This window comes from Nonomuraea sp. NPDC052634 (assembly GCF_040678535.1).
Taxonomy (GTDB): Bacteria; Actinomycetota; Actinomycetes; order Streptosporangiales; family Streptosporangiaceae; genus Nonomuraea; species Nonomuraea fastidiosa.
Genome location: NZ_JBFATY010000001.1, coordinates 2,360,146 through 2,382,572, shown reverse-complemented (window position 1 = coordinate 2,382,572; position 22,427 = coordinate 2,360,146). Strand labels below are relative to the sequence as shown.

Annotated in this window: 17 protein-coding genes; all 17 read right to left on the bottom strand. The window is 70.8% G+C overall.

Translation table 11 applies throughout. The features are described 5' to 3' along the window. Window positions 1–8: 8 nt before the first annotated feature. Entirely contained in the window at window positions 9–1,448 is a 1,440-nt protein-coding gene (locus AB0K67_RS10660) for an extracellular solute-binding protein (protein ID WP_364056232.1), read from the bottom strand. A gap of 8 nt (window positions 1,449–1,456) precedes the next feature. Continuing rightward, a complete protein-coding gene (locus tag AB0K67_RS10655; RefSeq protein WP_364056229.1) occupies window positions 1,457–2,653 on the bottom strand; it encodes a sialidase family protein in 1,197 nt (398 codons plus the stop codon). Then, window positions 2,653–3,693 carry a sialidase family protein gene (locus AB0K67_RS10650; RefSeq protein WP_364056226.1) on the bottom strand — a complete coding sequence of 347 codons (1,041 nt, stop codon included), beginning with the start codon at window positions 3,691–3,693 and terminating at the stop codon, window positions 2,653–2,655. Before AB0K67_RS10650 ends, AB0K67_RS10655 begins: the two co-directional genes overlap by 1 nt. Next, the gene (locus AB0K67_RS10645) at window positions 3,690–4,730 is read right to left on the bottom strand and encodes an oligopeptide/dipeptide ABC transporter ATP-binding protein (RefSeq protein ID WP_364056223.1); all 1,041 of its coding nucleotides are present in this window, start codon (window positions 4,728–4,730) and stop codon (window positions 3,690–3,692) included. The genes AB0K67_RS10650 and AB0K67_RS10645 overlap by 4 nt, the downstream gene beginning before the upstream one ends. After that, a complete protein-coding gene (locus AB0K67_RS10640) occupies window positions 4,727–5,776 on the bottom strand; it encodes an ABC transporter ATP-binding protein (protein WP_364056220.1) in 1,050 nt (349 codons plus the stop codon). Before AB0K67_RS10640 ends, AB0K67_RS10645 begins: the two co-directional genes overlap by 4 nt. Window positions 5,777–5,814: 38 nt before the next feature. Further along, a complete protein-coding gene (locus AB0K67_RS10635; RefSeq protein ID WP_364056217.1) occupies window positions 5,815–6,966 on the bottom strand; it encodes an ABC transporter permease in 1,152 nt (383 codons plus the stop codon). A 6-nt stretch (window positions 6,967–6,972) separates the two neighbouring features. After that, on the bottom strand, window positions 6,973–7,971 hold the full coding sequence (locus AB0K67_RS10630) for an ABC transporter permease (RefSeq protein ID WP_364056214.1): 999 nt from the start codon (window positions 7,969–7,971) through the stop codon (window positions 6,973–6,975). A 10-nt stretch (window positions 7,972–7,981) separates the two neighbouring features. After that, entirely contained in the window at window positions 7,982–9,973 is a 1,992-nt protein-coding gene (locus AB0K67_RS10625; RefSeq protein ID WP_364056211.1) for an ABC transporter substrate-binding protein, read from the bottom strand. Between the two features lie 21 nt (window positions 9,974–9,994). Then, window positions 9,995–12,322, bottom strand: coding sequence for an Ig-like domain-containing protein (locus AB0K67_RS10620; RefSeq protein ID WP_364056208.1), 2,328 nt, complete (start codon window positions 12,320–12,322; stop codon window positions 9,995–9,997). 738 nt (window positions 12,323–13,060) lie between these two features. After that, window positions 13,061–14,077, bottom strand: coding sequence for a sugar-binding transcriptional regulator (locus AB0K67_RS10615; RefSeq protein ID WP_364056205.1), 1,017 nt, complete (start codon window positions 14,075–14,077; stop codon window positions 13,061–13,063). Then, window positions 14,067–15,650 (bottom strand): FGGY family carbohydrate kinase, encoded by a 1,584-nt coding sequence (locus AB0K67_RS10610; protein ID WP_364056202.1) that lies wholly within the window; start codon window positions 15,648–15,650, stop codon window positions 14,067–14,069. Before AB0K67_RS10610 ends, AB0K67_RS10615 begins: the two co-directional genes overlap by 11 nt. Beyond that, window positions 15,637–16,581: a transketolase C-terminal domain-containing protein gene (locus AB0K67_RS10605; protein ID WP_364057536.1), complete on the bottom strand. Its 945-nt coding sequence runs from the start codon at window positions 16,579–16,581 to the stop codon at window positions 15,637–15,639. The genes AB0K67_RS10610 and AB0K67_RS10605 overlap by 14 nt, the downstream gene beginning before the upstream one ends. Window positions 16,582–16,583: 2 nt before the next feature. Further along, on the bottom strand, window positions 16,584–17,498 hold the full coding sequence (locus AB0K67_RS10600) for a transketolase (RefSeq protein ID WP_364056199.1): 915 nt from the start codon (window positions 17,496–17,498) through the stop codon (window positions 16,584–16,586). 25 nt (window positions 17,499–17,523) lie between these two features. Beyond that, a complete protein-coding gene (locus tag AB0K67_RS10595; protein ID WP_364056196.1) occupies window positions 17,524–18,510 on the bottom strand; it encodes a TIM barrel protein in 987 nt (328 codons plus the stop codon). 31 nt (window positions 18,511–18,541) lie between these two features. Next, window positions 18,542–19,447, bottom strand: coding sequence for a nucleoside hydrolase (locus tag AB0K67_RS10590; RefSeq protein WP_364056193.1), 906 nt, complete (start codon window positions 19,445–19,447; stop codon window positions 18,542–18,544). A 58-nt stretch (window positions 19,448–19,505) separates the two neighbouring features. After that, window positions 19,506–20,876 carry a hypothetical protein gene (locus tag AB0K67_RS10585; protein WP_364056190.1) on the bottom strand — a complete coding sequence of 457 codons (1,371 nt, stop codon included), beginning with the start codon at window positions 20,874–20,876 and terminating at the stop codon, window positions 19,506–19,508. A gap of 17 nt (window positions 20,877–20,893) precedes the next feature. Then, the gene (locus tag AB0K67_RS10580) at window positions 20,894–22,336 is read right to left on the bottom strand and encodes a pectinesterase family protein (protein ID WP_364056187.1); all 1,443 of its coding nucleotides are present in this window, start codon (window positions 22,334–22,336) and stop codon (window positions 20,894–20,896) included. Window positions 22,337–22,427 lie beyond the last annotated feature (91 nt).

Sequence of the window (22,427 nt, the reverse complement as noted above, 5' to 3'; positions counted from 1 at the left end):
AGTCAGGGTTACCAGTCCTTCCCTGCGTCCGCCTGCGCCTTGATGTAGGCGGGGATGTCCTCCTGCTGGGACACGGTCAGCGACTGCTCGGGGGTCATGCCGTCACGCAGCACGTGCTGGCGGAAGACCGTCCACAGCGGCAGGTCCCAGAACTCGGTGTTCTCGTAGTCGCCGATGGTGGCGTTCTCGCCCCAGTAGACCGCGGAGGTGTCGATGCCGGCCAGCTCGGGGATGGCCTTGCCGAAGCTCTCCACGACCTCGTCGGTCTGCAGCACGGCCTTGATGCCGTGGCGGGAGATCTCGGTCTGCGCCTCCTCCGACACCAGCCACTTCACCACCTGCAGCGCCTGCTCGCGGTGCGGGGCGGCGGGCGGGACGAACGCGGCCCTGGTGTTCGGCTGGTAGATGGTCTTCGAGCCGCGCTCGAACACCGGGAGCGCGCTGACGCCGATGTCGACGCTCTCGCGGTACTGCGCGAACGAGTCCTCGTCGCCGTCCTCGATGAACAGCTCGCTGCCGGCGTACATGGTGAGCCGCGACAGCGTCTCCACCGCCATGGCCAGGTGGCCGGGCCGGCTCATGTCGCCCTTGAGGAAGTCGGTGACGGTGGTGAACCCGTTGCGCGGGATCATCAGGAAGCGGTACAGGTTCTCGGTGTACTCCCTCCACCCCTCACCCGTGATATCGACCTTGACCTCCTCGGGTTCCGGCTCCTCGCTCGTCGTCGGCTGGAACGGGTAGAGCCCGAGCTGGTTGAACTCCAGGTACTGGTCGGGATGCTGCATGTACCCCTTGTAGTGGTCCAGCCCGTCGTCCCTGGTGAGCTTCTTGGCCAGCTTGTACGCGTCGTCGTACGTCATGCCGGGCTTGGGGTACTTCACCCGGAACTTGTCGAAGATCTTCTTGTTGTAGAGCAGCACGTGCTCGTCGATGAAGATCGGCACCCCGTAGATCCCGCCGTCGGAGCGCGACTTCGTCAGCTCGACGGCGGCCTTGTTGAGCGTGCTCAGGTCGATGCCGGCCCGCTCGATGTCGGCGGTCATGTCGCCGACCCAGCCCAGCGGTTCGAGGTCGCGGTCGATGCGGGACTTCGGGTCCTCGATGACGATGTCCGGCGTGACGCCCGCGTTCTTCAGGTCCTCGTAGCGGATGGGCAGGTCCCACGTCGCGTACTTGATCTTCACGCCGGGGAACGCCGCCCGCAGCCTGTTACCGATGATCTCGTCGAAGACGCGGGTGCCCTGCCGCTGCTCGTCGACGGTCGACTCGAACGGCTTGTAGTTGGCGGCGAAGATGAACAGCTCGTCGTCGCAGACCTGGAACGGCTGGTTGTACTTGTTCGGCACGTCCTTGCAAGCAGCGGTCTCCGCCGCGACGGACGCCTGGGCCGGGACGGTGGTCAGGGACAGCGCGAGCGCGAGCAGCGCGATACCGCGCACCTTGTGCATCTCTCTCCTCAGCGGGGCTGTTTCGCGGGGGTGTAGTGGCACTGACGCACGACGTTGCGCCGGACGCCGTTCTTGAACTCGGTGATCGTGTGCTCGGGGTAGTTCGACAGCAGGCCCACGGCGTCACGCAGGTACTGCTCGTTGAAGACGACGTGCCGGATGTTGTTGCGGTTGTAGCTGTAGACCATGTGGATGAAGCCGTCGGCGCTCTGCGTCAGCATCGGGTACGTGAACTGCGGGCCCGACTGCGCCTCGACGTCCACCGAGTGCTCCCAGGTGCGGCCCTTGTCGGGCGAGAGCGACAGCCGCATGGGGGAGCGGTGCTCCACCCACGGGTTGTAGGCCAGCACGAGCTTGCCGGTGTCGAGCTTGAGCGCGGCGACCCGCGAGTTCGGGTTGCCGATCGGCTCGGCCACCGGCTCGCTCCAGGTGCGGCCGAAGTCGGTGGACTGGCTGGTGTAGATCGCGGCGTCACCGGTGCGCACGTACGCGACCAGCCGCCCCGGCTCCACCTCGACCACGCTCGCCTGGATCGAGCCGCGCGGCGTCCTGATCCAGTCCTCGGTGTTCTCCGGGTACGCCTGCCACGAGCTCATGTCCTCGCTGAAGACGTAGAACCCGGAGCGGGAGCCGCCCTCGTCGTAGATGGGCAGCAGCACCTCGCCGTTCGACATGCGGATCGGGTTGGTGCCGACCATCCACCCCCATTCCTTGCGGATGGTGACGGGCTCGCTCCAGGCGTGGCCGCCGTCGTCGGAGGTGATCAGCCGGATCGGCGCCTGCTCCCAGCCGTGCCCCTCGATCGTGACGAAGAACAGGTAGAGGCGCTTGCCGTCCGACCACAGCACCGGGTTGCCGTCGGCCTTGCCCGGCTCGTCGAACACCACCTCGGGCTCCGACCAGGTGTGCTCGCCGGCCGCCAGCCGCGACATGTAGAGCGCCTGGTCCGGCGCCCCCTCGGTGGCGCCGCCGTAGTAGACGGTGAGCAGGTCGCCCTGCGGGGCCTGCGCGATCGTCGCCGCGTGCACCTTGGGCACGTCGGGGTCGGGCGGTGCCACGTCCTGGCGGCAGGCGTACGCGCCGGTGGGCTGCACCCGTACCGTGCCGCTGTCGCCGCCGGCGGCGTCGCGGTCGCCCGCGACGTACGACGGCACCGCGACCGCCACCGCCAGAGCGCCGTATAACAGGCTCTGCCGTACTTTCATCACACGCCAATCTCTAGATACTTGATGGTCTTGCGCAGGTAGGAGTAGGCGACGTGGACCCGGCCTCCGCCGCCGTCGATCACGCTCGGATACGAGTAGCCGAGCTCGTTCTGCCAATACTCGGAGTCGGCTTCCTGCAGGACGCGCCGGTGCGGCCAGGTCGCACCGCCGTCCTCGGACAGGGCGAGTGACAGCGGGGTGCGCAGCGCCTTCTTACGCGGCTTCCCGTTCTTGGTCACCCACCGGAACCGGTCGCGCTCCAGGCTCGCGTCGTTGTAGACGAGCGCGAGCCGTCCGTCGCCGAGCCTCGTGAGCTGGACGGAGGAGTCGTTGCTGGGCAGCTCGGTCCGCTCCGGCGCGGACCAGCTACGGCCGTCGGCCGAGAACGAGGCGTGGATGCGCCCCGCCCGCCGGTCGCGGAAGAAGGCCAGCAGCCCGCCGCCGGGCCGTGGCACGACCGTCATCTGCACCAGGCCCGCGCTGTCCGGCACGTCGTGCGCGGTCCAGGTGTCGCCGCCGTCCGCGCTGAGGTGGACCACGCTGTGGTCGCCCGTCGGCGCGCAGTGGTAGGCGGGCAGCAGCCAGGTGCCGTCGTCCAGGACCAGCGGCGGGTGCCGGACGAAGCTGCCCGGCTTGGCGAGCATCACGCGCGGCGCGCTCCACGTACGGCCGCCGTCTCCGGAGGTGCGGGCCACCACGTGCGCGCTGGTCTGGTCGTGCGGCTCGCCGGAGGTGTGCAGCAGCCACACCCGCCCGTCCACCTCGAACAGCACCGGGTTCTGCTCGGTGCGCTCGGGGTCGGCGGCCACCAGCGCGGGCTTCTCCCAGCGCCCGCCCGCGAGCCGCGACACCACCACGTTCGTGCCGGGGTCGCCCTCCTGCGGGCCGCTGAACCAGGTGCACAGCAGCTCACCCGACGAGGTGCGCAGCAGGTTGGCGGCGTGGTTGTCGACGCCGTGCGGGGCCGGCAGCAGCGCCTCCTCGGCGTCCTCCAGCGTGGCGGACGGGCGTACGACGCCGTCGAAACGCGGGTCGCTCACGCGGTCACCTCCCGGATCTCGGGGCCGGGCACGCCGCGCAGGTCGAGATCCTCGGCGAAGTGGCAGGCCACCCGCCGCCCGCCGACCTCGCGCAGCGGCGGCCGGTCGGCGCGGCACTCGTCCTTGGCGTACACGCAGCGGGGGTGGAACGGGCAGCCCGGCGGCACGTTCGCCGGGTCGGCGATGTCGCCGAGCAGCTTGATCCGCTCCCGGTGCCGCTTGGCCGCCGGGTCGGGGTCGGGCACCGCCGACAGCAGCGCCTCGGTGTAGGGGTGCAGCGGCCGCCGGTACAGCTCCTCCGTGGGGGCCTGCTCGACCACCCGGCCGAGGTACATCACCGCCACCACGTCCGCGACGTGCTCGATGATGCCGAGGTCGTGGCTGACGAACAGGAAGCCAAGCCCCGACTCCTCCTGCAGGTCCATGAGCAGGTTGAGGATCTGCGCGCGGACCGACACGTCCAGCGCGCTGACCGCCTCGTCGGCCACCACCAGCCGGGGCGACAGCGCCAGCGCCCGCGCGATGCCGACCCGCTGCCGCTGGCCGCCGCTGAAGGCGTGCGGGTAGCGGCTCGCGTACTCGCGGCGCAGGCCCACCCGTTCGAGCAGGTCGCCCACGCGCTCGGCGATCTCGTCCGGCGTGCCGTAGCCGTGCACCCGCATCGGCTCGCCGATGATCTCGCGCAGCGTCTTGCGCGGGTTGAGCGACGAGTGCGGGTCCTGGAAGATCATCCGCACCTCGGCCCGGTACGGCTTGAGCTCCTTCTCCTTCAGCGTCGCCACGTCGATCACCGAACCGTCGGGCCGCCGGTAGAGCATGCGGCCGCTGGTCGGGTCGTGCGCGCGCACGATGCACCGGCCGAGCGTCGTCTTGCCGCAGCCCGACTCGCCGACCAGCCCGAGCGTGCTGCCCGGGGCGATGTCCAGATCGACCTCGTCCACCGCGCGCACCGCGCCCACCTGCCGGCCCAGCAGGCCGCTGCGGACGGGGAAGTGCTTGGTCAGCCCTTCGATCCGGAGCAGAGGCTCCGTGCTCACGATTCCTCCCTGTCATCCGGGGTGTCGTCCGGGGCGCCGCCCCGCTGCGGTTCCGGCTCGTCCTGGTAGAGCAGGCACGCCACCTCGCGGCCGCCCACTTCGGTCAGGCGCGGCGTCACCACGTCGCACCGCCCCTCGACGGCGTGGTCGCAGCGCGGGTGGAAGGAGCAGCCTTCGGGCCGCGCGTACGGGGGCGGCACCGAGCCCCTGATCGCCGCCAGCCGCCGCTGCCTGGCCTGGCCGAGCCGGGGCATCGAGCGCAGCAGCGCCTGCGCGTACGGGTGGCGCGGCTGCGACAGCACCTGCTCGGCGGAGCCGTACTCGACGACCCGGCCCAGGTACATCACCGCCATCGTGTCGGCCACCTGCGCGGCCACGCCGAGGTCGTGGGTGATCAGCATGATCGCCATGCCCAGCTCGTCCTGCAGATCGCGCAGCAGCTCCAGGATCTGCGCCTGCGTGGTCACGTCGAGCGCGGTGGTCGGCTCGTCGGCGATGAGCAGGCTCGGCCGGCACGACAGCGCCATCGCGATCATCGCCCGCTGCCGCATGCCGCCGCTCAGCTCGAACGGGTAGGCGTCCACCCGCCGCTGCGGCATCGGGATGCCGACCCGGTCCAGCATCTCGATGGCGCGCTTGCGGGCCTCGGCCTTGCCGACGTTCTCGTGCAGCCGCACCGCCTCGATGATCTGGCTGCCGATCGTGTGCACCAGGCTCAGCGAGGCCATCGGCTCCTGGAAGACCATCGCGATGTCCTTCCACCTGACCTGGCGCAGCAGCCGCTTGTGCGCGCCGACCAGCTCCACCGGGCCGTCGGGGCGGTGCAGGGTGACCTTGCCGCCCTCGATCCGGCCCGGCGGGTCCACCAGGTGCAGGATCGAGCGGGCCATGACGCTCTTGCCGCAGCCGGACTCGCCGACGATGGCCAGCGTCTCGCCCTTGCGCATCCGCAGGTCCACGCCGTCCACGGCGTGCACGACGCCGTCGTCCATGTGGAAGTGCGTGTGCAGGTCCTCGATCTCAAGCAGCACGTCGCCTGCGGCCACGCCTGCCCACCCCCTTATTGCGGTGTTGATGGTCGCGCTCACTGTCGGCCTACGCGGTTACGCCTGAACGGCTTCCTTCTCCGGCCTCCGCTCGCCGCTCCGTACGGGTCGGCGGCGTCGCGCAGCCCGTCCCCGAAGAAGTTCATGGCGACCACCACGACCACCACCGCGACGCCGGGCGCGAGCAGCCACGGGGCGTTGGCGACGACGCGCACGTTCTGGGCGCCCTCCAGCAGCACGCCCCAGCTCACGGCGGGCGCCTGCAGGCCGAGCCCGAGGAAGCTCAGGCTGGTCTCGCCGAGGATCATCCCGGGGATGGCCAGCGACAACGAGGCGATGATGTGGCTGGCGAACGAGGGGATCATGTGCCGGAAGATGATCGACAGCCGGCCCACGCCGTCCAGCCTGGCCGCGGTGACGAAGTCCTCCTCGCGCAGCGCCAGGAACCGGCCGCGGACGTCCCTGGCCAGACCCGTCCACCCGATCAGCGACAGCAGCACCGTGATGGCGAAATATCGGGTGAGCGGCCCCCAGTCGGTGGGCAGCGCCGCCGACAGCGCCATCCACAGCGGCAGCGTCGGTATCGCCATCAGGAACTCGATGACGCGCTGCACCACGTTGTCGACACCGCCGCCGAAATAGCCGGAGACGCCGCCGATCAGCATGCCGAGCAGGAAGCTCGCCGCCACGCCCACCAGCCCGATGGACAGCGACACGCGTGCGCCGTGGATGAGCCGCGACAGCAGGTCACGGCCGTTCTGGTCGGTGCCCAGCAGGTAGAAGGGATCGCCGTGCCGCACCGGGCCGATGAGGTGGATGTCGGACGGGATCAGCCCCAGCAGCTTGTACGGATCGCCGTGCACGAACAGCCCGACCTCGATCACCTGCGACGGATCCTCGGTGTAGGTCTGCGCGTACGTGCGCGGGTCGCGCTCGCTGGTGTACCCGTACACGTGCAGGCCGTGCTCGGCGGAGATGCGCAGCACCTGCGGCGGCGCGTACGTCATCTGCGTGTTCGCCGTCGAGCTGGACATCGGCGCGAAGAACTCCGCGAAGATCGCCACGAAGTAGACCGGGATCAGGATCGCCGCGCCGACCATCGCGAGCCGGTGCCGGCGGAACTGCCGCCACATCAGCCGCCACTGCGGCAGCGTCCCTGCTTCCCTCGCCGTCGGTCGCCTGAGGAACATCTGGCGCTACTCTCTCTTGTACCGTTTGCGAATTCGCGGGTCCCACCAGGCCAGCGCCAGGTCGCTGATCACGGTGCCGATCACGGTCAGCGTGCTGAGGATCAGCACGAAGCTGCCGACGAGATACATGTCCTGGTTCAGCACGCCGCTGAGCAGCAGCGGGCCGCCGGTGGGCAGGCTCATGACGACCGAGACGATCGTCTCGCCGCCGATCAGGCCGGGCAGCAGCCAGCCGACGGTGCTGAAGAACGGGCTGAGCGACATCCGCACCGGGTACTTCAGCAGCAGCTTCCACTCCGGCAGGCCCTTGGCCCTGGCGGTCACCACGTACGGGCGGTAGAGCTCGTCCAGCAGGTTGGCCCTGGTCACCCGGATCATGCCGGCCGTGCCGGAGACCCCGATGACCACGATCGGCACCCACAGGTGGCTCAGCAGGTCGAGCACCTTGCCGAGGTTCCAGGCCGCGTCCTGGAACTCCGGCGAGAACAGCCCGCCCACGCTCTGCCCGAAGTAGCGGAACCCGATGTACATGAGGACCAGCGCCAGCATGAACTCCGGGACCGCCATCCCGATGAAGCCGAGGAACGAAAAGCCGTAGTCGCCCCAGGAGTACTGCTTGACCGCGCTGTAGATGCCGATGGGGAACGCGATCGCCCAGACCATCAGCAGCGAGCTGAGCGACAGCACCGCCGACAGCGCGATGCGCTCGCCGATCAGCGTGGAGACCGCCTGGTTCCAGGCAAACGATTGACCGAAGTCGCCGTGGAACAGGATGGCGGAGAACCAGCGCCAGTACTGCACGAGCAGCGGATCGTCGAGCCCATAGCGCTGCCGCAGGTTCGCGATCTCGGCGGGGGTGATGCCCTCGCCGCCCGCCTGCGCGTTCGCGACCAGTGTCGAGACGTAGTCGCCCGGCGGCAGGTTGATGATGACGAACGCGACGATCGAGATCGCCCACAGCGTCACCACCACGTAGATCAGGCGGCGCCCGAAGTAAGCCAGCACGCCGTGCCCCTCAGAGCGAGTACTGCTCGGGCTGGGTCGGCCCGGGGTTCACCGGCGCGGACGCCATCGAGTCCGGCACGTTCTTGAACGCGGTGGAGACGATGCCGTACTCGTCCGGGTACGAGCTGATGCCGATCGCGTAGAACTGCTCCTTGGCCGCCTTCACCACCTCCTTGGCGTGCTCCAGCGCCTTGGTGAAGTCCGGCTCCGTGCGCATCTTGGTGAACGCCTCGAGCTGCGCGCGCACCGGGGCCGGCGGCTCGTCGCCGCTCTTGCCCTTGCTGCCGTACCACTGCGCCCAGCGGATGGCGTAGCGGGCGCTGCCGGAGTTGCTCGGCACGTAGTAGTGGTCGCCGCCGGTGCCGGTGATCACGTCGAAGTCGCTGCACGTGTACGTCGAGCACTGCGGCTGGTTGCCCATCGTGCGCTCGGTGAACAGCGTGCCCGCGACCGGGTCCACGCGCAGCCCGACGCCGACCGCCTCCCAGCCCTTCTTGACGAACTCCAGCGCCTCGACGTGGTGCGGGAACTCCGTGCTCGCCATGACCGTGATGATCAGCGGCTTGCCGTCGGGGCCGAGCCGCCGCCCGTCGGAGTCCTTCTCCGTCAGGCCCGCCTTGTCGAGGAACTCGTCGGCCTTGGCGACGTCGTACTCGGTGTACTGCTTGGCGAACTCCGGGTCGTAGAGCGCGTTGTTCTTCGACGGCGCGGCCTGCCACGGCTCGCCCTGGCCGGCGTACACGCCGTCGATGATCTCCTGCCGGTTGATCGCGTACGACAGGCCGATCCTGAAGTCCTTCTTCTGGAACAGCTCCCGCAGTCCGTCGTCCTTGATCGTCTGGTTGAACTGCAGGATCATCGTGTTGCTCAGCCGGCTCGGCACGTCGAACAGCCGGTACTTGCCCTTCTCGGCGTTCTGCGCGATCAGCGGCTTGTTCTCCGGCGTGTTGAAGTTGCGCAGCTGCAGGCCGATCTCGCCGTTCATGATCTTCAGCAGCTCGACCTCGACGTCGCCGAGCACCTCGGCCCTGAACCGGTCGATGTACGGAAGCTGCCGCCCCTTGTCATCGACCTTCCAGTAGTACGGGTTGCGCTCGGCCACCACCGCCGTGCCCTTGCCGACCGGGTTCGTGATCTTCCACGGGTGCAGCGTCGGCATGTCGGCGTTGTGCGCGACGTCGTTCCTGTTCATGAACAGCTGGGTCCAGTCCTCCAGCTGCCGCTCCTTGGCCAGCTTGTCGGCGTCCGGGTTGTACTTCTTGTGGAACTGCTTGAGGTAGTGCTTGGGCAGCAGGAACCCGGCCGCGCCGCCGCGCTCGAACGTCGAGACCGCGATCTGGAACAGCAGGCCCGCCTTCGGCTGCTTGTAGACGTAGCGGACCGTCCGCTCGTCCACCTTCTCCACCTTGACCAGCTCGTCCGTGGTGCCGTTCTCCAGGTAGAGGTCGTAGACGCCGGTCGTGTGCAGGTCGTGGTAGGTGGCCACGTCCTCGAAGGCGAACAGCATGTCGTCGGCCGTGCACGGCTGGCCGTCGGACCACTTCAGGCCCTCGCGCAGCCGGAACACGTACACCCGGCCGTCGTCCTGGACCTCGAACTCGGCCACGTTCGGGACGATGTCGTCGGGGCCCTTCTGCCCGTTGGTGCCGGGCTTGAGCCGGACCAGCGGCTCGTAGCCGAGCGAGTAGTACAGCCAGTCGAAGTCGTCCTCGCCCACGATCGCCGAGGCCCACGTGCCGCCGTAGCGGCCGGGCTCCTTCAGCGGCGTGACGACCATGGGGTTCTTCGGCAGACGCTGCTCGAGCGGCGGCAGTTTGCCGGCTTTGACCAGCTCGGCCAGCTGCGGCGCCTCCTTGGCCGACAGGTCGGCGGCCGCCGCCGGGCCGCCCGCGTCCTTGGCGGGGCTGGTGTCGAAGAAGCCGCAGCCACCGGCCGTGGCCAGCAGCAGAAGCCCTCCGCCGCCGCGGAGCAGGCTCCTCCTCGTGAAGGCGTGCTCTGTCATCGGTGCTCCGTTTCCGGGGGTCTAACGATTGACCTTGACCTGGCTGAAGGTCGCGGTGATGTAGTTGTGGACGCCGTTGGCCTCCTGGTTGCCGTCCACGACGAGACCGACGTAGAAGCGGCTGGTGCGCATCGCGATGCGCTCGTAGCCGATGCGGTCCCAGTTGAGGGAGTTGTCCGACAGGAACGCCTCGAACTCGGTGTCGTTGCCGGTCGGCAGGCTCCTCGCGACCAGGCGCAGCCAGTACGGCTTCTCGCCCAGGCCGTCGGGCCACTCGCCGACGCTCGGCCGGGTGCCGTGCGAGGCGACCCTGATCGCCATCGCCCGCCGGCCGGAGCCGTCCTCACTGCTGGCTGAGTAGCCGATGCCGGCCAGCATGAACGGCGAGTCCGGCTCCAGGTCCTGCCGCACCATGACGCCGGCCACCGCGCCGATGTGGTTCCTGCTGATGCCGTCGAGCCGGGCGGTGATCTCCAGGACCTCGCCGCGCCTGCTGAAGCCGACCGCCTTGTACGCGAAGTGGAAGGAGTCGTTCCAGCCGGCGATCTTGCCGGAGCCCTTCATCGTGAAGACGCCGTCCTTGAGCGCCGTGTTGCCGGGGATCGGCACCTCGCCGATGTCCCTGACCTGCCAGCCGCTGTGCGTCCTGGTGCGGTTGACGTGGATCGGCACCAGCGAGGACGTGGTCGCCGATCCGGTGCTGTCGGTGGCCCTGGCCGTCAGGCAGTAGCTGCCGTCCTTGACCCCCTCCCACGTCACCGTGTACGGCGCCGCCGTCGCCTCGCCGATCTTCGTGTCGCCGTGGAAGAACTCGACCTTCGCGATCGTCGCGCCGTCGAGCGCCTTGGCGTCGGCCGTGATCGTGATGGACTGCTTGTTCTTGGCCGCCGCGAACACCTGGTCGATCGCGGGGGAGGTGATCGCCACCTCCGGGTTGCGGGCGCCGGCCCGCTGGATGGAGTTGAGGTAGCGCTCCAGGTTCGTGTACCCGTCGGGGCCGGCCGTCTGCGCGTCCTCGGGGTCGGCGGGGTCGAGGCCGTTCGCGGTCTCCCACTCGTCGGGGATGCCGTCGTGGTCGCCGTCTGCCGGGGGCTCCACCTCGGTGGGCAGGGGCACGAAGCCGCCCACGTCCTTCTGCGAGTTGATGTGCCGTCCCGTGCCGGTGCGGGCCTCGTTCACCAGCCGCGCGTCGATGGCGTCCCGGCGCGGCAGCGTGGCCCCCGCCTGCTCCAGGACCGTCGCGAACGCCTCGCGCGCCGTCTGCTCGGTGATGCCGTTGTCGAACTCCACCGGCCTGGGCAGCAGCGTGATGCCGCCGACCGGGAATGTGATGCCCTTGCTGTTGTCGGCCGTGACGTCGGCGTGCCCCTCGATCTCGTTGCCGCTGACGTGCCACTGGCCGAAGCGTCCGGGGGCGACGATCTCCCTGGCGATGCCGGGCAGCGTGTTGGGGCCCGGTTTGTAGTAGTTGCCCACCAGGTTGATGCCGTTGGACCACTCGCCGCCGTAGCAGGACGTGATGCCCGGGTTGTAGATCACGTTGTTGCGGTGGTCCACCACCAGCGCCATGCCCTCTTCGAAGCTGAAGCGCGGGTTACGGCCGTTCTGGTGGATGAGCAGGTTGTGGTGGTACGTGACCGTGTCGCCGCCCCACAGGCCGCCCATGCCGTGCCGGCCCTTGTCGTGCACCGAGTTGACCAGGCCCTCGGAGATGACGCACCACTGAACGGTCACGTTGGCGTTGCCGTAGACGGAGAAGCACTCGTCCACGCCCCAGCTGAACGAGCAGTGGTCGATGATGACGTCGCGCACGCCCCTGGCGGCGAAGGTGTCGATGGGGGTGCCGAGCTCGTCACCGCCGCGGAAGCGCAGGTGGCGCAGGATGATGTTGTTGCCCTTGATCGCCGTCTCGTTGCCGATGACGGTGATGCCGTGGCCGGGCGCGGTCTGGCCGGCGATCGTCAGGTTGGAGCCGGTGATGTCGAGCCCGCTCTTGAGCCTGATGGTGCCGGCCACCCGGAAGACGATCGTGCCGTTCGACTTGGCGGCCGCCGCGCGCAGCGAGCCGGGGCCGTCGTCGTCGAGGGTCGTCACCTCGTACACCTTGCCGCCGCGGCCGCCGGTGACGTACATGCCCGCGCCCTCGGCGCCGGGGAAGGCGGGCACCTTCTTCGCGGCGGCCTGCGCCGTCTGAGCCGGTGCCGGCGACGGCGTGGGCACCGCCGCAGCGGCGGCATGACCCGCAGCCGGCCCCCAGGCCACGGCGGGTGTGACCAATGCCGCCGAGCGCAGTAAAGCGCGGCGGCCGAATCCTGATCTTTGGGGATCGAAGCCAAGGGCCTCGGTCATCGAAACGCTCTCTTTCCGCCCCGGGAATAGGCAGGGCCGTGCCGTCTGATCGGCACACTCCGGACCACGCTGCTGTCGGTGAGAATTTTTATTCAGGCATGAATGGAGTGGATTCATCACATCGTGAACGACACGGATGTGACTGTCAAGAGCGGTTTCTCCGGCGGTCATCTTTCGAGTTCCGGCGAACGCGCGAAGACCGCCACGGGACGGCACGAAGACCGCCGCGCGAAGGCACGACGGCCGCCCGCGCGAAGGCACGACGGCCGCCCGCGCGAAGGCACGACGGCCGCCCGCGCGAAGGCACGACGGCCGCCACGCCGAACGCGCGGCGGCGGTGGGAGAGCACATGGAAGCCGGCGGCGGGCGGGGAGCGTGGGGGAGCTGGGTGGGGTGCGGGGGCCTGGAGGAGCGGGCGGGGCCCGCGAGGTTCGCGTGTGCCGGCGCAGAACCTCGCCGGCCGGGTGGGTGCGGCATCCGCCGCACGTCGGCGCGGCATCCGGGCGCCGGGGCACGGGCGTGGTGGCGGGGAGGCTCGGGGCAGCCCTGAGCGGCTCCTTGACGAGGAGAACCGAGGGTGGCCCTGGAAAGAAGCTCCTCGGCCGGTCGGTCCTCCGGGAGAGTTCCCCGGCTCCCGGCGAGGAGAGGTCCCCGGCTCCTCGGCGAGGAAAGTTCCTCAGCTCCTCGGCGAGGAGGCCGGTCGTCCTGCGGGAGGCTTTCTCTGCCAGGAGGGCCGGGTCAGTCCTTCAGGAGCTCCTCGGCGACGCCGACGTCCGTGATGAGGGTGTTGACCCAGCCGCCCTTGAGTGCGGCCCTGATGGCGGCGGTCTTACGGCGTCCGCCGGCGATGGCGATGCGGCGCGGCACCCGCCGCAGGTCGGCGGCGGGGATGCCGAGGATGCGCTCCTCCAGCGGCGAGTCGATCAGCCGGCCTTCGGCATCGAAGAAGCGCAGGCACACATCGCCCACCGCGCCGAGCCCGCGCAGCGTCTCCAGCTCGTCCTCGGAGATCGCGTTGCCGCTCTCCTGCAGCAGCGGCGACGGGTTGAGGCTGCCGATGCCGACCAGCACGGTGGTCAGCCGCGACCAGGCATCGATCACCTGCCGCACCACGTGGTCCTCTTCCAGCGCCTGCCGCGCCACCGCCGAGCCCACGAGCCCGGGAGCGGGCAGGAAGACCGGCTCGGCGCCGGTCAGGTCGGCCAGATGAGCGGCCAGCCGGGTCGCCTGCACCTGCGCGGAGCCCTTGCCGACCCCGCCGATGAGCTGCACGACCTCCTCGGCCACCCGCACCGGACGGCGCTGCATCGCCTCGACCGTGGCCAGCAGGCTCGCGCTCCACGAGGAGATGCCGAGGTGCTCGCCGCCGATCAGCGTGGCGTCGAGGTACGTCGCCCCGGCCGAGCCCAGCGCGGCCACCACGTCGTGGTTCTCGCCCGCGGCGTCCACGACGATGATCTGCTCCGCGCCGTACTTGCGCTCGAGGTCCTCCTCCAGCAGCGCGTGCACGCCGGACGGCACCACGACCACCGTGCGCACGATGCCGATCTCCGCGGCCTCCTTGAGCAGCCGCGACACCCTGGGCTGCGAGATGCGCAGCTGGGCGGCGATCTGCGGCTGGCGCACGCCGTGCTCGTGGTAGAGCCGGGCGACGCGGACGAGCAGCCGCATGCGCTCGGACTCCTGGCCGAGCCGGCGACCGCCGAGCCTCACCTCGCCCGCGCGGCCCTTGTCGAACCCACTGTCAGCTCCCACGATCGCTGGCCTCCGCTTCGGCTTCGCCGCTCCTGCTGGTCCGGTGGCGAGCCCGGGCCACTGCCGAGTGCCATTGTGCTAGCGCGCGGCGCCGCTCGCACACCGGCAGCACGGGCGGGTGTCGCCGGCCGTGGCGCGGCAGCCCCGACAGCTCCCCGCGGGACCATACACCGGTTTCGAGCCCGGCCAGGTGCGCGGCACCCAGCGCGGACAGCTCGGGACGCGCCGCCACCCGCACCGGCAGCCCGGTGATGTCGGCCTGCCACCGCATGAGGTCGGTGTTGGCCGCCGGCCCGCCGTCGGCCAGCAGCTCGGTGACGGGCCCCGCGGCCCGCCGCATGGCCGCCACGACGTCGGCGACCTGCAGGCCGATCGAGTCGACCGCGGCCCGCGCGAGGTCCTCCCTGCGCGTGCCCAGGCCGAAACCCGTCATGATCGCTTCTGCTCCGTCGTCCCACCACGGCGCGCCCAGACCACCGAACGCCGGCACGATGTGCAGCCTACCCCGCTCGCCGCGGGCCGCGAGCCGCGCCAGCTCGTCAGGCTCGACGCCGAGCACCCCGGACAGCCAGGTGACGGTGGCGCCGGCGGCCAGGATGTTGCCCTCCAGCGCGTACGCGGGCGCGCCGTCGTCCCAGGCGATCGTCAGGCACAGCCCCGCCTCACGGGCCGTGTTCTCGCACATGTCGGCGCCCGCCAGGGCCATGATGGACGAGCCCGTCCCGTAGGTGACCTTCACCCCGCCTGGGCGGCCCGCCGTGTGCGCGTACAGGGCGGCGTGCGAGTCGCCGAGCACGGCCGCGACCGGCACCCCGGCCAGCGAGGGGTGCAGGGCGCCCGCGCCGGCGTGCGCCCCCGTGGACGGCACCACCTCGGGCAGCGCCTCATCGGGGATCCCGAACAGCTCGCACAGCTCCGGGCTCCACGCCCGCCGCCGCACGTCGAGAAGCTGGGTACGCGATGCGCAGCCGGCCTCGATCACGTGGCCGCCGCCCAGCCTGTACAGCAGCCAGGAGTCCACCGTGCCGAGCCGCACGCCCTTCCTGCCGTGCCGGTCGAGCAGCCAGGCCGCCTTGGACGCCGAGAACATCGGGTCGAGCGGCAGGCCGCTCAGCTCGCGTACCAGGGAGGCGGCGCCGGCCAGGCGGGCGCACAGCTCGCCGCCCCTGCGGTCCTGCCAGCTCACCAGCGGCCCGAGCGGCTCGCCCGTGCCGCCGTCCCACAGCATGATCGACTCGCGCTGGACGCTCAGCCCGACGGCCGCGACCCGGCCGGGCGGCGCGTCGCGCAGGCAGGCCGCGACCGCGTCGAGGACGCTCCGCCACAGCTCGGCGGCGTCCTGCTCGACCAGCCCGGGACCCGGGTCCCGCCGGGCGAGCGGCGCGGACGCCCGCGCCACCACCTCACCCGCCGCGTCGACCAGGATCGCCTTGGTCGCGCTCGTGCCCTGATCGACGCCCAGGACGAACGGCCCGGCCGAGCCCTCTCCGGCGTCCCGCCGTACGGGCGCGCCGCGAGCGTCCCCGGCGTTCAGACCGGGCGGCGGTCCCGCCCGCACGTCACGCGCCGGCACGGCCCAGCACCTCCAGCGTCGCGCGGGCGATGCCGTCCGCGGTGAGCCCGAAGTGTTCGAGGAGGAACTCCGGCTCGCCGGTGGGCGCGAACGTACGCGGGCCGAGCAGCCGCATCGGCACCGGGCGCGTCTCCAGCACCACCTCCGCCACCGCCGCCCCGAGCCCGCCGGTGGGCACCGCCTCCTCCGCCGTGACGACCGCCCCTGTCTGCGTGGCCGCCGCCGCGATCTCCTCGCGGTCCAGCGGGGAGACGGTCGAGACGTTCACCACCCTGGCCTGCACGCCGCGCCCGGCCAGCAGCTCCGCGGCCTCGAGCGCGCGGCTGACCAGCGTGCCGGTCGCCACGATCGTCGCGTCCGAGCCCTCGCGCAGCCGGGCCGCCCGCCCGTAGGTGAACGCGGGCCCGTCCGGCGGCGAGACGTCCGGCACCGGGAACCTGCCGATGCGCAGGAACGCCGGGCCGGCCGTCCGCGCCGCCCACCGCACCGCCGCGCGCGTCTGCGCCGGGTCGGCGGGCACCACGACGGGCAGGTCGGCGATGGCGCGCAGCCACGACAGGTCCTCGGTCGAGTGGTGGGTGGGCCCCAGCGCGCCGTACGACAGCCCGGGGCTCATCCCGCACAGCTTGACGTTCGCCGCGCTGTAGGCCACGTCCGCCTTGATCTGCTCCAACGCCCGGGCCGTGAGGAACGTCGCCGCCCCGCACACGAACGGCACCAGTCCCGCGTTGGCGAGGCCCGCCCCGATGCCCACCATGTCCTGCTCCGCGATGCCCACGTTCACCAGCCGGTCGGGGAACTCGGCGGCGAAGGCGGCCAGCTTGCTCGACCCGACCGAGTCGTTGCACACGGCCACGATCCGGTCGTCGGCGCGGGCCAGGCCGACCAGCTCGTCGGCGAAGGCGTCGCGGCAGTCGTGCGCCGCTTTCACGATCAACGTGCGTCCCCTGACTCGGCCAGCTCGGCGAGCGCGGCGCGGGTCTGCTCGGCGTCCGGCACCCGGTGATGCCACTCCACCCGGTCCTCCATGAACGAAACGCCCCGTCCCTTCACTGTCCTGGCGATCACGCAGCGCGGCCGGCCCTCGTCGCGCGGTGCCGTGACGGCGTCGAGCAGCGCCAGGTGGTCGTGCCCGTCCACCTCGACCGCCTCCCACCCGAAGGCCCGCCACTTGTCGGCCAGCGGCTCCAGGTCGTTGGTGTCGCTGGTGCGCGCGCCCTGCTGCAGCCCGTTGCGGTCCACGATCGCCGTCAGCGACGACAGCCGCCGGTGGCCCGCCGTCATCGCGGCCTCCCAGTTGCTGCCCTCCTGCAGCTCGCCGTCGCCCAGCACCACCACCGTCCGCGCCGCCGACCCGCGCAGCCGCAGCCCGATCGCGACGCCGACGCCGACCGGCAGGCCGTGGCCGAGCGGACCCGTGCTGGTCTCCACGCCCGGCACCGAGCGGCGGCTGGGATGGCCGTTGAGCGGCGACAGCGGGGCGGCGAACGTGCTCAGGTGCTCGGCGGGGAAGAAGCCGCAGGTCGTGAGCGTGGTGTAGAGGGCGACCGAGCAGTGGCCCTTGCTCAGGATGAGCCGGTCGCGCTCCGGCCAGGAGGGGTCGGCGGGGTCGAGGCGCAGCACGGCGGCGTACAGGGTGGTGAGGATGTCGGTCACCGACAGGTCGCCGCCGGTGTGGCCGAGACCGGCGTCCGCGATGGTGCCGATGACCGTGCGCCTGATGCCGCCGGCCAGCGCGGCGAGCGCGGCGGCGCGGCCCGCGCGGTCGGCGCGGGCCAGCCGCTCGCGCAGCCGCCGCCACTCGGCGATGGCCTGATGGTCGGGGCGCAGCTCGGCGCCGGTGCTCACCGGCGGGTGGGGGAGTGTGGTGTCGCTAGGTCGCACGTGCCGTCCCGATCGCCGACCAGAGCACCGCCTGCGCGGCCAGCGCGTCCTGCCGTTCCTGCGCGTCCCTGAGCGCGTCCAGATCGACCCGGTCGCACACCTCCTCCAGCATCCTGATCGTCCGGATGCTCTGCGACAGCGCGCGCACCGGATCCTCCCGGTACGGGAACTGGTCGAGCAGGATCGGCTTGTCCCAGCCGATGCGCCGCACGGCCAGCACATACTCGATGGTCTCGAACAGGTGCACCGAGGCCACCGGCAGGTCGTCGTCCCAGCCGCGCCAGTTGTCGTTCAGCTCGACCGAGACCAGCCGCCCGCGCCGGTGCACGAGCTGCACGGCCTCGGCGGGCGTCTCGCCGGCCAGCAGCGAGTGGCCGAAGTCCATGACGATGCCGACGTTCGGCTGCCCGGCCTCCTCGATGGCCAGCAGGGTGCGGGCCGCGTCGGCGAGCGTGATGCGCACCCGCGGCTCCTTGGCCTTGTACTCGATCGCGAACTGCACGTCGGGGTGGGCGGACGCGAGCTCCCTGATCGCGGTCACGGTCAGGTCCCACAGCCGCGCGTAGTCGGCCTGCCCCGGCAGGTCGAAGCCGTCCTGGCCGGGCCAGAACTTCACGTAGTCGGCGCCCAGCTCGCGCGCGACCGCGACGGCCTCGTGCACGCGCTCGGCGGCCTTCCGGCGTACGGCGGGGTCGGGGTTGGTGAAGGCGCCCCTGGCGAACTCCCTGGTGTAGACGTGCGGGGTGATCGCCCTGGCCCGCAGCCCGCGCTCGGCCAGCAGCCCGGCCACCTCCGACGCCTTGGTGACGCCCTCGGCGAACGGCACGTTGACGTCCAGGCACTCCAGCCCGTCAACGGCGGCCGCGAGATCGAGCATCTCGGTCATCGTCCTCGCCGGACCGTAGCCGTCCGTGGCGTACCGGTCCACGATCTGCCCGAACGCCCATATCCCGGCGCCGAACGTCAGCGCACTCATGGCGCATCGCCTCCTGCTCTGATGGGTGTGCTCAACGGCCCGCGCCGTCTGCGAAGGCGCGCAGCTTGGCGAAGAAGTCCTCGTGGATGAAGCGCGCGTCGATGGAGTCGTACGTGCGGATGGGCCGGTTGGCGCTGGAGAAGTCGAGGGTGCCGTCGTAGCGGAAGTTCGGCGCCGGCCGCTCGACCCAGGTGCCGCAGTCGGGGTGCAGCATCAGGCCGATCGCGGGCGAGTCGCCGAGCACGCGGAACTCGATGGAGCCGCGGTGCCGCCGCTCGTTCCACTCGACGAGCTGGCGTACGAGGTATTCGCCGATCTCGCCGCACGGCGCGACCTTGGCGTCAAGCTCGGCGTAGCCGACGGCCATCATCCGGTACGTCGGCGCGGGCACCTGCCACACCTTCAGCGCCGACGAGAAGACGAGGTTGGCCGCCACGATGTCGTTGGACAGGTTGAACTCGGGACGGCCGTCCTGGGGGCCGCGCCCGTCGTAACCGCCGCCGCCGATCCAGATGACGGTGACGTCCCGCTCGGCGATGCGCGGCTCCAGCAGCAGGGCCGAGGCCATGTCGGTGAGCGGGCCGAGGAAGGCGACGTAGAGGGGCTCGGCGCCCTCGCGCATGGCCTCCTCGATGATGAGCTCGGCGCCCGGCGAGGGGACCGGGGTGCCGGCGTCGGGCAGCGCGTACGGCGCGCCGTCCGCCACCGGCACCTGGCCATCCAGCTTCATCAGCCGCAGCAGCAGCTCGATCTCCGCGCGGCTCTCCTCAAGGCTGTGCCGGGTACGGCGGTTGCCGAAATGCGCGGGAATCAGGCCCCTGATGTCGAGGCTCGGAGAGAGCAGGGCGTGCACGATCGCGAATTGGTCGTCCGCTTCGTTCTTCGCATCGCTGTTGATGATGACGCGGCGCCGGTGAGAGAAAATCCTGCCCGCCATGCGGCCCTCCACAAATGGCCGGTGAATATTTATTCGCTAATGTATCTATATTCTGATATTAGGTTGTGACATTTGTGCTGTCAAGATCCCAGAGGATGACGGAAAGCGCGTACGGCGAGATCGTGTGATCGCCATGGGTGGCGTCCTCCAGCAGGTCCCAGCGGCCGTGCTCCGGCCGCCCGCCCGCGAGCAGCCGCACCCGGTCGCGCAGCGGCGCCGCGTACACCCGATGGCTCACGCCGTTGAAGCAGCAGTCGTCGAACCTGTTGAGGATCTGGAGCTGGCCACGGTTCTCGCCGATCGAGGCCATCACGTACATCTGCAGGTAGTCGTCCGCCGTGCCGGCGGTGATCGAGGAGTAGAAGCCGGGGAACGACTCCTTGGTCTGCTCCCAGTCGCCCACCGTGGGGCTCGGCTTCGGCGATGCGGGGCGCAGGAAGAACGGCAGCGACCCGGCCACCGGATAGCTGTGGTTGATGCGCGGGTCGAGCGCCGCGTACACGGTGGTCGTCCAGCCGCCGCCCGACAGGCCCAGCATCTCGACCGAGGCCGGGCGGTAGGTCGCCTCTGCGTAGTTGAGGGTGACGACCAGCGGCTCCAGGAAGAACGCCAGCGTCGAGAACGACTCGCTCTCCCACGGCGCCAGCTCCCGGTGCGACGGGCTCGGCAGCATCGTGCCCGGGTTCGCGGGGTCCTCGATCTGCTGGCCGCCGTTCCAGTGGTGGAACGGCATCGCGTACGCCATCACCCGGTAGCCCCGATCCAGCAGCGCCTGCACGGTGCGGAGCATCGTCTCCGGTGGCTCGCCGTGGCCGTTGTGGTAGAGGGCCAGGCGGCGGTTCCACGGCTTGCGGGGCAGCAGGTCGTACACCTTGGCGGAGATCCGGTAGCGCAGCGGCACCGTCAGCAGGTCGATCCTGCGCACGCCGGTGAGCGAGGCGAACTCGGCGGCGTCCACGCCCTTTTCGACGGCCGGCAGGCCCTGCGGCAGGCCGGCGCCCTTCCAGATGAAGTCGATCATCCGCTGCCGCCGGGCCGCGATGTCCTCGGTGCTGGTGATGCCGATGAGCGGCTCGATGTCCACGCCTGCCACGGCGGCGGGCAGCGTCTTGTACTCGGGGCCGAACCTCGCCGCGACCTCCGCGTTCACCGGCGCCACCGGCCTGGCCTTCGCCCGCGCCCCCGCTACGCCGCCTGAAGAACCAGCCGGGGTGCCGCCTGCGGAGCCGGCCGGATCGCCGCCCGGGGTGGGCGCCGCCGCGGCCGGGCCCGTCGCCGCGAGGGCGACGCCGATGCCGCCCAGCACGCCGCCGAGCACCGCACGCCTGCTCTGCCCCGCTCTTCCTGCGCGGGTGCCGGAGTCGTGCCTGGCGTCTGCTCGGGCACCGGGGTCGTGTGAAGGCTCCATGCCCGCGTCCCGTACCGTCATCTCGCCTCTCCGTTCCTTCATGACGTCCCGGCCGGGCGGTCGCGCAGCGGGTTCCAGCCGCCCAGCACGAACGCCGGGTCGCGCCACCGCTCCGCCTCCTCGGGGGTGAGCTGACGGGAGCAGGCCAGCCGCTGCGAGGTGTCGATGGGGTTGCCCGCCAGGTCCGTGCTGCCGTACTCCCAGAACTCGGCCGTCTGGGCCTGCGCGCAGTCGTCCGGGTCGATCTGCCAGCTGACCGGCGCCACATGGGCGTCCATCTTCGTGTCGATGAACACGGTCTGGCTGTGCGTGAAGCGCCACACGGCGGTGCGGCCGAGCACCACCGACGCGTCCGGCACGCCGGGGGCCCTGGTCAGCTTCGTCCGCACGAACACGTAGCCGGGCCGCGTCTCGTCGCTGCGGCTCTGCGAGATGTAGCCGCGGTCGGTGGACTGCAGCTCCGAGTCCTGAATGAACACCGTGCCCGTGCCCCACACGAAGTCGGTGTCGCCGCTGATCTTGCTGTGGGTGACGAAGCCCTTGCCCTGCAGCCGCAGCGTGTCCTGGAAGCTGACGAGGTGCACCCGGTCCAGCACGATCCGGTCGTTGTTGCCGCGGAACGCCTCGGCCTGCGAGCCGCCGTCCGGGGTGGTGTTGTGCACGGTGAGGTTGGTCAGCCGGAAGTCGGCCGCGTCCACGCCGAACGTCTGCCGCCAGCAGTTGTGCAGGTCTGAGGTCTCCAGCACGCGGCGCGGGCACACGTCCTCGGGGCCGCCGTCGCTCAGCGCCTTGTCGCCGTTGCGCACGTCGTTGTTCGGGTACTGGATCACCGTGCGGCCGGGGCCCGCGCCCTTGACGGTGATGTGCGGGCGGTCCTCGCGGACGTAGACGATCTCGGTGTAGACGCCTGGCTTGACGTCGATGGTCACCGGCCGGTCGTTGCCGAGCGGCACGGCGTCGATGGCTCCTTGCACCGTGCAGAAGTCGCCGGTCCCCTTGGCGGAGACGGCCAGCCTGCGCTGGTCGTGCGGGCGGCGCTTGGTGGTGGTGAAGCGCCAGCTCGCGGGGCCGTGACCGGGGAAGACCCCGGCCTCCACGGTCACCGTGTACGTGCGGCCGTAGTCGAGGCGGTGGTGCGGGTAGACGGTGGCGGTGTTCCCCTCCACCATGATCGACTCGTACGAGAAGTCGTGCGGCAGGCCCGTGTCCGAGACCGCCTGTCCGATGTTCTTCCTGTCGTCCTTGGCGGTGGCCGCCTCGATGCGGTCGGCGAGCGTGCCGTCGGCCGTGCGGATCTCGATCGCCCCGGACGTGCCCAGTGACACCGGCTCGGGGAACGTGATCGTCAGCGGCGCGTCCACGCAGGTCGCGCCGGTACGGCCGGGGACGGAGAACCGGGGGCCCGCCTCCGTTGCGGCGGCTGGGACGGTGCCTAAGACGAGTGCGGTGACGGCGGCGAGAACCGGGATCGATGCCTTCACATTCGGCCCTTCTCTGCGCGAATGGATAGTTGGCTGTGAATATATATGTAGACCTCGGGTAACCCTCGGTCAAGTGTGATGACCGTCGTCC

Excerpts from the sequence above, each read along its gene's own strand:
- AB0K67_RS10660 (WP_364056232.1), bottom strand. The coding sequence starts at position 1,448 with ATGCACAAGGTGCGCGGTATCGCGCTGCTCGCGCTCGCGCTGTCCCTG.
- AB0K67_RS10655 (WP_364056229.1), bottom strand. The coding sequence starts at position 2,653 with ATGAAAGTACGGCAGAGCCTGTTATACGGCGCTCTGGCGGTGGCGGTC.
- AB0K67_RS10635 (WP_364056217.1), bottom strand. The coding sequence starts at position 6,966 with ATGTTCCTCAGGCGACCGACGGCGAGGGAAGCAGGGACGCTGCCGCAG.
- AB0K67_RS10625 (WP_364056211.1), bottom strand. The coding sequence starts at position 9,973 with ATGACAGAGCACGCCTTCACGAGGAGGAGCCTGCTCCGCGGCGGCGGA.
- AB0K67_RS10620 (WP_364056208.1), bottom strand. The coding sequence starts at position 12,322 with ATGACCGAGGCCCTTGGCTTCGATCCCCAAAGATCAGGATTCGGCCGC.
- AB0K67_RS10595 (WP_364056196.1), bottom strand. The coding sequence starts at position 18,510 with ATGAGTGCGCTGACGTTCGGCGCCGGGATATGGGCGTTCGGGCAGATC.
- AB0K67_RS10590 (WP_364056193.1), bottom strand. The coding sequence starts at position 19,447 with ATGGCGGGCAGGATTTTCTCTCACCGGCGCCGCGTCATCATCAACAGC.
- AB0K67_RS10585 (WP_364056190.1), bottom strand. The coding sequence starts at position 20,876 with ATGACGGTACGGGACGCGGGCATGGAGCCTTCACACGACCCCGGTGCC.